The organism is Arthrobacter sp. Y3223164 (genome assembly GCF_059091005.1).
On record NZ_JBNHGF010000056.1, the window covers coordinates 1 to 11,827 of the forward strand.

Below are 11,827 nucleotides of genomic sequence, written 5' to 3' on the forward strand. Positions count from 1 at the left end.
GCCGTCGACCGGTGGCTGACCGGTACCACGCGGCTGCCTGCACCGGTGGCCCCGCAAGACCGTGCGATCGCGGTGCTGCCCTAGCGGCGGCCCGCCTGCGCGATGGCCGCATTCTGATTAGGGTAGGTATATGAGACGCGCAAAAATCGTTGCAACCTTCGGCCCAGCCATCGCCAGTTATGAGAGCACCTTGGCCGTCCTCCAGGCGGGCGTGGACGTGGCCCGAATGAACATGAGCCACGGCGACTACCGCGTGCATCAGCAGACCTACGACAACGTCCGCAAGGCGTCGGCCGAACTGTCCAAGCCGGTGGGCATCTTCGCCGACCTGCAGGGCCCCAAGATCCGCCTGGGGCGCTTCGTGAACGGCCCCCACCACCTCGCGGTGGGGGACCGCTTCACGATCACCACGGAGGACGTGGAGGGAACCGCCGAGCAATGCTCAACCACGCACAAGGGCCTGCCGGGCGACGTCAACGTGGGCGACTCCCTGCTGATCGACGACGGCAAGGTGGCGCTGAAGGCCATCGAGGTCGACGACGTCAAGGTGGTCACGGAAGTCACCGTGGCGGGTGCGGTGTCCAATAACAAGGGCATCAACCTGCCCGGCGTCGCGGTCAACGTCCCGGCCCTGAGCGAGAAGGACGAGGAAGACCTGCGCTGGGCGCTCAAGACCGGCGTCGACATGGTGGCCCTGTCCTTCGTGCGCAACGCCGGCGACGTCCGGCGGGTCCACGAGATTATGGACGAGGAGGGACGCCGCGCCCCGGTCATCGCCAAGATCGAGAAGCCGCAGGCCGTGGACGCCATCGAAGAGATCATCGACGCGTTCGACGCCATCATGATCGCCCGCGGCGACCTGGGCGTGGAGTTGCCGCTGGAGGACGTGCCGCTGGTGCAGAAGCGCGCCGTCGAACTCGCCCGCCGCTGGGCGAAACCGGTGATCGTGGCCACCCAGGTGCTCGAATCAATGATCGACAACCCGCGGCCCACCCGGGCCGAGGCATCGGACTGCGCCAACGCCGTGCTGGACGGTGCGGACGCGGTCATGCTCTCGGGCGAAACCAGCGTGGGCAAGTACCCGTTGGAGACGGTCCGGACCATGGCCCGGATCATCGAGTCCACCGAGCAGCACGGGCTGGACCGCATCCAGCCGCTGGGCAGCCAGCCGAAGACCCGCGGCGGCGCCATCACCCGGGCGGCCGTACAGATCGCCGACCAGCTCGACGCCAAGTACATCTGTACGTTCACCCAGTCGGGCGACTCGGCCCGCCGGCTCAGCCGGCTGCGCCCGGGGCGGCCGGTCTTCGCGTTCACCCCGCTCCAGTCCACCCTGAACGTGCTGTCGCTGACCTGGGGCATCCAGCCGCTGGTCGTGGAGTTCGTCGAGCACACGGATCATATGACCGCCCAGGTGGACCGGATCCTCTACGAGCGCGGGCTGGTGGAGATTGATGACCTGGTCGTCATCGCCGCCGGTTCGCCCCCGGGCAAGGCCGGTTCCACCAACTCCCTGAAGGTGCACCGGGTAGGCGACCTGGCGGATGCCGGCGAGCTGCTGGACGGCCAGCCGCACCCCCGGCCCGAGCGGGTCGGCCCCTGGCCGACGTCGTAGGCGAAGGGCCGGCGCAGTCCGCGGACAACAGAACGGCCTCCGGATCATTCCGGAGGCCGTTCCCGTAGTCTAGTTTCGCCAACTGGGTTGGCCGTTCGCGTTGCCTTAGTTCACCTGGTTGATGATGGTCTCGGCGACTTCGCGCATGCTCAGCCGGCGGTCCATCGACGTCTTCTGGATCCAGCGGAACGCTTCCGGCTCGGTCAGGCCCATCTTGGTGATGAGCAGGCTCTTGGCCCGCTCCACCAGCTTCCGGGTCTCGAACTGCTCCTGCAGGTCGGACACCTCGGACTCCAGGGCGGCGATCTCTTCGTGGCGGGAGAGCGCGATCTCGATGGCCGGGATCAGGTCCGCCGGCGTGAAGGGCTTCACCACGTACGCCATGGCACCGGCGTCGCGGGCGCGCTCCACGAGCTCTTTCTGGCTGAACGCGGTCAGCAGCACCACCGGGGCGATGCGTGCCTTGACGATCTGCTCCGCGGCCGAGATGCCGTCCATCACGGGCATCTTCACATCCATGAGGACCAGGTCCGGCTTTAGTTCCTGGGCGAGTTCCACGGCCTTTTCGCCGTTGTCGGCTTCGCCAACGACGTCGTAGCCCTCGCCCCTCAAAATTTCGACGATATCCAGGCGGATCAGTGTCTCGTCCTCCGCGACGACGACGCGGCGAGCGGGGACAGACTCGGTTTGTTCAGACACTGGCGCTCCTAGAGTGTTGCGTTGCCATTGGCATGGCGTCGGTTCCGTGAAATAGCCTATCGGCATGTAGAGTAGATTCGCGCACCGGGCAGCATGACGGTTTTCACAGTTGGAGACCGGCTTCGCGACCGATGCAGGCCCGAGTGGCGGAATGGCAGACGCACCGCACTCAAAATGCGGCGGGGAAACTCGTGTGGGTTCGAATCCCACCTCGGGCACGTTTTTACTGTGCGGAGGCATGTAGGTCTCTGGTAGTGGACAAATGTTGACTTGTGGGCCCCTTCGGGGGTTGCAGACACCGGCTGTTCCGTTGGCTTTGTGCGCTTCCGGTTTTTGGTCAGTGGGTTAGGACCCCGGGCGCCCCGGCCAGTCCTTGCCGGCCCATGGGTCGTAGTCGCTGATGAGCTCCTCCTGCGGCGGCCGCTTCGTTACGGGGACGTGCTGCAAGTTCACTCGCACCCTGTACCAGAGCGAGCTTGATCCGCGCATTCCGTCGACGAGCACATCAGCCGGTTGCAGGGCCGGGACGACGTCCGCATGCCGAGTCTTCCACTCATCGAGCGCCGCGTACGCCTCGGGCTTGGTCTTGGTTCGGGCCACTTCAATGAGCGGCATCATCGACTTCCGGCGGCCGGAGCCGTCGCCGCCGCCCGGCGGTTTCTCGGCGGGGCCGAGCTCGGCCGCCAAGGCGAGGAGCCCGTCGAGGGTGCCGACCGCGTCATCGATGCCGGCGTGAGGGTCGCCCACGTCGGCGAAGCGCTCGAGCACCGAGCGCACAGTGAACTGTTCCGGCCGGGCGGAGGTGACCTCGTCCCATGTGAGCGGCGTCGAAACCCGGGCGTCGGGCAGGGGCCGGATCGAGTACGCGGAAGCCACGGTGCGGTCTTTGGCGTTCTGGTTGAAGTCGACGAACACACTCTCGCCGCGCTCCTCCTTCCACCACCGTGCGGTGGCGAGGCCGGGAGCGCGGTTTTCGACCTCGCGAGCGAGGGTCTCTGCGGCGAGCCGCACGTGGCGGTACGACCATTGAGGCGCGATGCGCACAAGGATGTGGAGTCCCCGCGACCCACTCGTCTTCGGCCAACCCACCAGTCCCACGTCGTTGAGCACTTCCCGTGCGACGCAGGCGACGTCGACGATCTGCGACCAGTCGACTCCCGGCATCGGATCGAGGTCGACCCGCAGCTCGTCGGGGTGCTCGAGGTCCTCGGCGCGCACGGGGTGCGGGTTGAGGTCCAGGCATCCAAGATTCACGACCCACGCTAGGCCCGCAGCATCCCTAAGGACGGCCTCTTCGGCTGATGTCCCCGACGCATAGTGCAGCGTTGTCGTGTGGATGAAGTCAGGGTGGTTTTCAGGCACGCGCTTCTGAAAGAATGGCTCAGCATCGATGCCCTTCGGGAAGCGCTTGAGCACCATTGGGCGGCCGCCGGCGCCGCGCAGTGCACCATCCGCGACGGCAAGGTAGTAGCGAACCAGGTCGAGCTTCGTCAGCCCGGGTTGTGGGAACACCACCTTGTCCGGACTCGAGATGCGAACCTCGCTGCCGGCAATGTTAAGGATCTCGGCTGGGGCCTTCGACGGGTTCATTCCGCCACGCTAGCAACGATCGGATGTCCCAACCAGACCAGCTGCGCGGCAGCCCGGCCTGGTCTTGTTTGCACAGGGATGCGGTCCAACCCTTGCCGGTGTACCCCTTCTGGGTGTCGAATCTGTTAACAGCACGCGGGTGTGCGGGGACGAGGCTGCCTACGACGCCAGGAGGCGCTCATGTCGGGGAAATCGGCCAACGGGTTGGCGAAGGGTTCTGGACGGAGCGCGGATCTGCGCCGGGCGGAGGTCTCCGCCGCGGCAACGGTGTCCCGGCCGGAGCAGATCCGCAACGTGGCGTTGGTGGGCCACTCCGGTGCCGGGAAGACGATGCTCGCGGAGGCACTCTTGCTGGCGGCGGGGGCCACGAACCGGATGGGTTCGATCGTCGACGGCACCACCGTCAGCGACTCGGATCCCTCCGAGATCCGCCAGCAGCGTTCCGTCGTGCTCTCCGTCCTTCCCGTGATGTTCGACGACGTCAAAATCAACCTCTTGGACACTCCGGGCTATTCGGACTTCACCGGCGAGCTGCGGGCCGGTCTTCGTGCCGCCGACGCCGCCCTGTTCGTCGTGTCCGCCGTGGACGGGATCGATGCCGCGACCACCGCGCTGTGGGGCGAATGCGAGAGCGTCGGGATGCCGAGGGCGGTGGCCATCAGCCGGCTGGACCACCCGCGGGCCGACTTCGAAGCGGCGCTGGCCGGCTGCCGCCGCGCCTTCGGCGAGTCCGTGCAGCCGCTGTACCTGCCGGTGCGGAGCGGGGCGGACCTGACGGGGCTGCACGCACTGCTGTCCGGCACCGTATCGGACTACAGTGCCGGGGAACGCAAGCCCCACGTCCGTCCCGCGGACGCCGGGGAGCTCGCGGGAGCCGAGGAGGCCCGCAGCGCCCTGATCGAAGGCATCATCGCCGAGAGCGAGGACGAGTCCCTGATGGACCGCTATCTCGGCGGCGAGGAAATCGGCCTCGATGTGCTGTTCTCCGATCTGGAGACCGCCGTCGCGCGCGGATTCTTCTACCCGGTGCTGGCCACCTCCTCGGAAACCGGGCTGGGGATCGCGGAACTGCTGGACATGCTCCAGCGCGCATTCCCGTCCCCGCTCGAGCGCCCGCTGCCGGCGGTGACGGGACTCTACGGTTCGCGCAGCACCCCGCTGCGCTGCGATCCCGAGGGAGCGCTCGCCGGCGAAGTGATCCGCACGACCACGGACCCGTTCCTAGGCCGGGTCTCCCTGGTCCGGATCTTTTCGGGCACCCTGCGGGACGACTCCGCCATCCACGTGTCCGGACACGGGCTCGCCGACCGGGGCCACGCCGACCACGACAGCGACGAACGGGTAACGCATCTGCACGCCCCGCTCGCCTCGACCCTGCGGTCGGTGTCCTGGTGCATCGCCGGCGACATCTGCGCGTTGACGAAGATCGGCACCGCCGAGACCGGGGACACGGTGTCGTCGCGGGAGCAGCCGATGCTCATCCAACCGTGGGAGATGCCGGAACCGCTGTTGCCCGTCGCGGTGGAGGCTGCCACGCGCAACGACGAGGCCGCCCTGGCGAAAAGCCTGGCCAAGGTGGCCGCGGGCGACCCGACCCTGCGGGTGGAGCGGCATGTGGAGACCCACCAATTGATCCTGTGGTGCATGGGCGAGTCGCACGCCGAGGTGGTGCTCGACCGGCTGCGCGGGCAGGGCGTGAATGTGCAAACGGTCGACGTCGTCACGCCCCTGCGGGAAACGTTCGCGGCCGGGGCCACCGGACGCGGACGCTACGTCAAGCAGTCTGGCGGGCACGGCCAATTCGCCATCTGCGAGATCGAGGTGGAACCGCTTCCGCGGGGCTCCGGATTTGAATTCGTGGACAAGATCGTCGGCGGCATCATCCCGGGGCCCTACATCGCGTCCGTCGAGAAGGGTGTCCGGGCGCAGATGGAAAAAGGCGTCTCCGCCGGGTTCCCCGTCGTCGACATCCGCGTGACGCTGGTCGGCGGCAAGACCCACAGCGTCGATTCCTCCGACGCGGCCTTCCAATCCGCGGGTGCCCTGGCCTTGCGGGAAGCCGCTGCGGCGGCGCGCATCCAGTTGCTGGAGCCGGTCTCCGCCGTGACGATCACGGTGCCCGACGACTACGTGGGAAGTGTGATGAGCGACCTGTCCGCCCGGCGCGGACGCCTGACCGGATCGGATTCGGCCGGCGGGGACCTCACCGAAATCAGTGCCGAAGTCCCGGACCAGGAATTGCTGCGCTACGCCATCGATCTTCGTGCCCTGACCGGCGGCACCGGGCGTTTCCGGCGCGCCTACCTGCGGCACGACCCGGTTCCTTCGGCAGCGGCGAGCGGGGTGGGGCAACGGTAAGGTCTTCGGTTGGAACGGGCCGGTCACCCGCCGGAGCGGAGGACGCGGGCGAGTTTCCCCAGGGCGTCCGTCCAGCCGGCCCGGTGCAGGTCGAGACGTTCCTCGGTGGCGAACCCGCCCTGCCGGAGGGCGAGGCGGGTGCCGCCCTCCGAGGGTTCGAGCGAGAGCGTGACGACGGTTTCGCGGTCATCGGGCGCGGGCTCCTCCCACCGGAAGGTGTAGGCGAGGCGGCGTGGAGGGACGATTTCGAGAAACTCGCCGGCGAGGTGGAAGGGCGGGCCGTCGGGTGGTTTCATCGTCAGCCGGTAGGTGCCGCCCGGCCTGGCGTCGAGCACGGCCTCGGGTGTTGTGAAACCTTCGGGACCCCACCATGTGGCCAACTCACCCGCCTCCGTCAGCATGCGGAAAACCATGTCGCTCGGCGCGGCCAGGACCACCTTCAGCTCCAGCACGAAACCGCCGGGTTGCTCGTTCATCGGACGCGGCCCCTTTCGGCACGGACCCGCAGCCGGAGGCGCGCGGACCCCTTGCCCGACCATCGTAGTCCAGCGGTCCGGCCCCCGGGCAGGAGCCCTGCATGGGGGTCGAACCGGTCATGGACATCCCCTGATGCCGGTGGGAGCATGGCTGTATTCGCGCCCCGGCCGCACGGCCGCGGCGGGAGGCAGCGGCTGGAGGAATCATGCCAGGGCCCGATCTAGAACTTGTTGCCGAGCGTTACCACCGCGCGCTGGACGCGTTCGTCCAGGGAAACCCCGATTTGGCGAAGGACCTGTTTTCGCGGCAGGAGGAGGTCACGCTTGCCAATCCGCTGGGTCCGCCTGCCCGTGGCTGGGCGGAGGTCGAGGCGGCCATGGACCGGGCGGTATCGCATTTCAGGGAGGGCGAGCCGATCCGGTTTGAACGGATTTCGACCTACGTCGCGACGGAGCTGGCCTACATCGTCGAAATAGAGCGGACCCGGGTGAAGGTCAGCGTGTCCGATGCGGCGTCCCCAATCTCGCTGCGGGTCACGACGATATTCCGGCTGGAGGACAGCACGTGGAAGATCATCCACCGTCACGCCGATCCCATCACCTCCCCGCGGACCATCGACTCGATCGTCGAACAGTAGCCGGCAGCCGGCCGGCGGCAGGCGCCGCGGGCCCTCGACTCCATCGTCGGGCACTGGCCGGCAGCCGGCCGGCGGTCAGGCGCCGCTGACCCTCGAGCGGAGGAATTCGGCAGCAGGGCCGGCGAGCGATGCCCCAATCTCCGCCGCCCCTCGTTTCCGGCCCTTGACGTCGAAGGAATGGTCGCCGCCTTCCTGCCAGGCGAGCACGGCATTCGGGCCGATGCGTGCGACGACGGATTCGAGCAGTTCCGGGGTTGCGAAGGTATCGCGGGTGCCCTGCAGGAACAGCATGGGCAGCGTGAGGCCATACAGGTGCTCGTCGCGCAGCTTGTCCGGTTTCCCCGGCGGGTGCAGCGGATAGCCCAAGTACACGAGGCCGGCGGCCGGCATTCCCTCCGCCACGGCCATCGAGGCCATGCGGCCGCCGAAGGATTTGCCGGCCGCCCACAGCGGTTCACCTTCGGACCGCGCTGCCGCTTCCCGCATGGCCGAACGCCACGCCACGATGGCAGCCGGCGGGCGGTCCGGAAACTTCCCGCCGGCCTCCCGGTAGGGGAAGTTGAAGCGCAAGGTGGCTACGCCGTCGTCGTTCAAGGCGCGGGTGAAACCGGACAGGAACGGGTGGTCCATGCCCGCGCCGGCCCCGTGGGCCACCACCAGCGTGGCGAAGGGGGACTCGGGTCGGGCGTAGACACCGGAGACGGTGGTGTCGCCGACGTCGATGGTCACGGGGGACTCGGTGATAGGCATGCTCCCATCATGCCCTCGCCAGAAGCGAGTGTGTGTGTTTAGGTGTTTCCATGGCCAGCGAACAGACAACGCTGACGGTCGACGGACCGCACGGCGAGCGCGAGGTGCGCATTTCCAGCCCGAGCCGGGTGATGTGGCCCGAACTCGGGATCACCAAACTGGATCTGGCGCGCTACATCGCGGAGGTTGGCGAGGCCTTCGTCCGCGCCAACGGCGACCGGCCGGTGTCGTTGCAACGGTTTTCGAACGGGATCGACGGCGAGCAGTTCTTCTCCAAGAATCCGCCCAAGGGTGCGCCCGAGTTCGTGCGGTCGGTGATGGTGGTGTATCCGAGCGCCCGGTCGCACCCGCAACTGGTCCTCGACGAGCCCGCCGCGGCGGTGTGGGCGGTGCAGATGAACACCGTGGTATTCCACCCGTGGCCCTCGCGCGCGGGGAACTCCGACAACCCGGACCAGCTGCGCATCGACCTGGACCCGCAGCCGGGGACCTCGTTCGACGACGCCATCCCGGTGGCGATCGAACTGCGGTCGGTGCTGGCGGAGGCCGGACTCAACGCGTTCATCAAGACCTCCGGAAACCGCGGGCTGCACATGTTCGCGCCGATCGAGCCGACGCACGAATTCCTGGACGTGCGCCACGCCGTCATCGCCGCGGCGCGGGAGATCGAGCGGCGGATGCCGAAACAGGTGACGACGTCGTGGTGGAAGGAGGAGCGCGGGGAGCGGATCTTCGTGGACTTCAACCAGGCCAACCGCGACCGGACCATGGCGGGTGCCTACAGCCCGCGGGCCCTGCCGAACGCGGCGGTGTCCTGCCCCATCGCATGGGACGAACTCGAAACGGCCGACCCGAAGAACTTCACGATCTCCACGGTTCCGGACAGGTTGAAGACAACCGGCGACCCGTGGGCCCGCATGCATGATGAGCCGGGCAAGATCGACGTCCTGCTCCAGTGGTGGGAACGCGACCTCGCCGCGGGCTTGGGGGAGATGCCCTTCCCGCCCGACTATCCGAAGATGCCGGGCGAGCCGCCGCGGGTGCAGCCCAGCCGGGCGCGCAAAAAGGACTAGCGGCCCGCCAACCTGATGGAGACCGCCCTCGGCGACTGCCGCCCCTGGCCCCTATTCGAACCTAGACGGGTCGCCGGCCCCGTAACGGACCACTTCCGCAGTGCCACCGGAATAGTCGACGACCGTGGAGGGCTCGGACCCGCAGTCGCCGCCATCCACCACGGCGTCCACCACGTGGTCGAGCCGGTCCTTGATCTCCCAGCCCTGGGTCAGCGGTTCCTCCTCGTCCGGCAGCAGCAGCGTGCTGGAGAGCAGCGGCTCGCCCAGCTCCGCCAGGATCGCCTGCGCGACGTTGTTCGCCGGAATGCGGACGCCCACGGTCTTCTTCTTCGGATGCATCAGCCGGCGGGGAACCTCCGCGGTGGCCGGCAGAATGAAGGTGTAGCTTCCCGGCGTCACGGCCTTGATGCTGCGGAAAACCTTGTTGTCGACATGCACGAACTGGCCCAGCTGGGCAAAGTCCTTGCAGACCAAGGTGAAGTGGTGCTTGTTGTCGAGCCGGCGAATGGTCCGGATCCGTTCCAGGGCGTCCTTGTTGCCCAGCTGCGCACCGAAGGCATAACAAGAGTCGGTCGGGTACACGATCAGCGCGTCCGACCGGACAAGGTCAACAATCTGGCCGATCGACCGCGGCTGGGGATCCTGGGGGTGTACGTCGAAGTATCTCGCCATTCCCCGAGCTTACGGCCACGGGCGCGGTTGATGCATGAGCGGAGCATCCTGTCCGGGCGTCGGTCTCAGGAAGGGACCGACTGGTCCATCCACCACTCGCTGAAGTGGGTTGCCCGGCCTTCGCCGTTCAACCGGATCACCCACAGATTGCTGTAGGTGCGTCCGTCCCGGTAGGCAGTCGTTCCCTCCACCACGGAGACGTCGTCGGTCACGGCGACTTCGTGCCACTCGAAGGTCGCCGCGCCGGGCTCATCCTTGCGGGCCAGCCACTGCTGGACGATGCTGTCCCGGCCACGCCACGGGTCCGTCCACGGCTCCGGCCGGTACTCGGCGTCGTCGGTAAACAGGGCTCCGATCTGATCCGGGTCATTGGTTTCCCACGCCTGCCGGTAAGCGGTGATCCATGCCGCCGTCTTCCCCTCCATCCCACCGTTGTACAGTGGCGGCCGCAGGCCGACAACCCCGGCATCCCCACCGGCCGCGTGCGGACCGATAACCCCGTCTTTCCCGCGGGCCGCATGCCACGCTTCCGCTGGTTGAACCCGCTGGCTAGCATGGGGCCCATGGCCCGGACTATCTACTACGTCGGCAGCTCGGTGGATGGGTATATCGCCGACCGCAGCAACAAGCTCGACTGGCTCACGCAATTCAACGACGCCGCCGGCGTCCAGGACAGCTTCGAAACCTTCATGCAGCGCATAGGGTCCATCGTCATGGGCTCAGAGACGTACAAGTTCGTGCTGGAAGAGGCACCGGAGGCATGGCCCTACGGCTCAACACCCACCTGGGTTTTCACGCATCACGAACTGCCAGGCATCCCCGGAGCAGACATCACGTTTGTGCGAGGTGACGTGGGTATCTTCCACGACGACATCTGCGCCGACGCCGGCGAGAAAGATGTGTGGCTGGTCGGCGGCGGTCAACTTGCCGCGCAGTATGCGTCGGCCGGCCTGCTGGACGAACTCATCCTGACGTTGGTACCGGTAATGCTGGGCGGAGGACAACCGCTGCTACCCGTTACCAGCACGACGGCGCCGGCCCGGCTGCGCGGCAGCCGCACCTTGGGCGACTTGGTAGAGATGCACTACGACCTAAATCCGGTGGCGGTCTAGCTTCGCGCCTGCGCGGGGCCCCCGCGCGGTCCTCTTTTGCATGGCCACTGCCTGCTGTCAGGCGTCCGCGGTGCGCCCGCTTAGGTCCCTCAGCCTCCGCAGTCCGCCTTAGTCTTCCGATATTGACCAAGGGGCTCAGGCCTCGCCTTCCTCAATAGCGTCCTCCTGCGTTCCTGCATCGCCTGTGTCCCTGCTCGACTATCCAGACTCACGGCCCGATACCACTCATCCGCGGCTTTCAGCGGGGAATTTCTGCATCGCCCGAAACTGTCAGTGGCGGCGGATAGCCTGTTTTCAGTAGCAGTTGAGCACCATCGTTGGCCGCCGGGTTGTGGGTTTGCCGGCGGCGTCTGCGGATCCGTGCAGGGTTCGTGACCGCTCGTAGTCGAGGCCATGCAGTATGCATGCTGAAGATTGAGACGCTGAGATGTTTGATCCGGCCGTACCCGATCCTCCCGCCGCAGCATCGCCTGCTGCAGGACCTGTCGGAGACCCGTCTGCCCCAGCCCGGTCTGCCGTAACGTCGTCTGCCGCAACCCGGGACGCCGCAGCATCTCCTGCCGAAACCCCGTCTGTCACAACCCCGGCCGCCCCGGTGTCACCTGCCGGCAGCGGTTCGAGGCGGGAGCCCGGACCGGCCTCGGCACCGCTGGATTCTGCCGCTGTTCGCGCTGCGGCCGTTGCCCTCGAGGGCATTGATCTGGGTGCGTCGGAGCGGGAGTTGGTGGAGGAGCTGACGGCGTTGGAGGGTTTGAAGGCTGCCGCCGCGGCCGCGCAGGCCAGGGTGCAGGTCGCGCTGGAGGAATCGGTGCGTGCCCGCCGTGCCTGCGCCGGGATCCCGAAA

General features: G+C 67.4%; 11 protein-coding genes, 1 tRNA gene and 1 pseudogene. 7 read left to right on the plus strand and 6 right to left on the minus strand.

What is annotated here, in order from left to right; translation table 11 throughout:
- The first annotated feature begins 130 nt into the window (after positions 1-130).
- Positions 131-1,615: a pyruvate kinase gene (gene pyk / locus AC5RUJ_RS05190; RefSeq protein ID WP_494023165.1), complete on the plus strand. Its 1,485-nt coding sequence runs from the start codon at positions 131-133 to the stop codon at positions 1,613-1,615.
- A 105-nt stretch (positions 1,616-1,720) separates the two neighbouring features.
- Here the strand turns inward: pyk and AC5RUJ_RS05195 are convergent, their stop codons facing one another.
- Positions 1,721-2,314: an ANTAR domain-containing response regulator gene (locus AC5RUJ_RS05195; protein ID WP_493977830.1), complete on the minus strand. Its 594-nt coding sequence runs from the start codon at positions 2,312-2,314 to the stop codon at positions 1,721-1,723.
- 137 nt (positions 2,315-2,451) lie between these two features.
- Between AC5RUJ_RS05195 and AC5RUJ_RS05200 the strand changes: the two genes are divergently transcribed.
- A tRNA-Leu gene (locus tag AC5RUJ_RS05200) sits at positions 2,452-2,532 on the plus strand.
- 127 nt (positions 2,533-2,659) lie between these two features.
- Here AC5RUJ_RS05200 and ligD (AC5RUJ_RS05205) read toward each other — a convergent pair.
- Positions 2,660-3,904, minus strand: a complete 1,245-nt coding sequence (gene ligD / locus AC5RUJ_RS05205) for a non-homologous end-joining DNA ligase (protein ID WP_494013890.1) — start codon at positions 3,902-3,904, stop codon at positions 2,660-2,662.
- A gap of 180 nt (positions 3,905-4,084) precedes the next feature.
- Between ligD (AC5RUJ_RS05205) and AC5RUJ_RS05210 the strand changes: the two genes are divergently transcribed.
- Positions 4,085-6,262 carry an elongation factor G-like protein EF-G2 gene (locus AC5RUJ_RS05210; protein WP_494128207.1) on the plus strand — a complete coding sequence of 726 codons (2,178 nt, stop codon included), beginning with the start codon at positions 4,085-4,087 and terminating at the stop codon, positions 6,260-6,262.
- Positions 6,263-6,285: 23 nt separating this feature from the next.
- Here AC5RUJ_RS05210 and AC5RUJ_RS05215 read toward each other — a convergent pair whose 3' ends face one another.
- A complete protein-coding gene (locus AC5RUJ_RS05215; protein WP_494128208.1) occupies positions 6,286-6,738 on the minus strand; it encodes an SRPBCC family protein in 453 nt (150 codons plus the stop codon).
- Positions 6,739-6,944: 206 nt separating this feature from the next.
- Between AC5RUJ_RS05215 and AC5RUJ_RS05220 the strand changes: the two genes are divergently transcribed.
- Positions 6,945-7,376, plus strand: coding sequence for a YybH family protein (locus AC5RUJ_RS05220; RefSeq protein ID WP_494128209.1), 432 nt, complete (start codon positions 6,945-6,947; stop codon positions 7,374-7,376).
- 75 nt (positions 7,377-7,451) lie between these two features.
- Here the strand turns inward: AC5RUJ_RS05220 and AC5RUJ_RS05225 are convergent, their stop codons facing one another.
- Complete coding sequence (locus AC5RUJ_RS05225; protein WP_494128210.1) at positions 7,452-8,126, minus strand: alpha/beta hydrolase family protein; 675 nt, start codon at positions 8,124-8,126, stop codon at positions 7,452-7,454.
- 50 nt (positions 8,127-8,176) lie between these two features.
- Here AC5RUJ_RS05225 and ligD (AC5RUJ_RS05230) point away from each other — a divergent pair, with 50 nt between their 5' ends.
- Entirely contained in the window at positions 8,177-9,199 is a 1,023-nt protein-coding gene (ligD, locus tag AC5RUJ_RS05230; RefSeq protein ID WP_494128211.1) for a non-homologous end-joining DNA ligase, read from the plus strand.
- A gap of 51 nt (positions 9,200-9,250) precedes the next feature.
- Here ligD (AC5RUJ_RS05230) and AC5RUJ_RS05235 read toward each other — a convergent pair whose 3' ends face one another.
- A complete protein-coding gene (locus AC5RUJ_RS05235; RefSeq protein ID WP_494128212.1) occupies positions 9,251-9,871 on the minus strand; it encodes an L-threonylcarbamoyladenylate synthase in 621 nt (206 codons plus the stop codon).
- Positions 9,872-9,936: 65 nt separating this feature from the next.
- Positions 9,937-10,296: a nuclear transport factor 2 family protein gene (locus tag AC5RUJ_RS05240; RefSeq protein ID WP_494128213.1), complete on the minus strand. Its 360-nt coding sequence runs from the start codon at positions 10,294-10,296 to the stop codon at positions 9,937-9,939.
- Between the two features lie 138 nt (positions 10,297-10,434).
- Here AC5RUJ_RS05240 and AC5RUJ_RS05245 point away from each other — a divergent pair, with 138 nt between their 5' ends.
- Positions 10,435-10,983, plus strand: coding sequence for a dihydrofolate reductase family protein (locus AC5RUJ_RS05245; protein ID WP_494128214.1), 549 nt, complete (start codon positions 10,435-10,437; stop codon positions 10,981-10,983).
- A gap of 595 nt (positions 10,984-11,578) precedes the next feature.
- Positions 11,579-11,827: pseudogene (locus AC5RUJ_RS05250) on the plus strand (hypothetical protein); the annotation flags it as partial.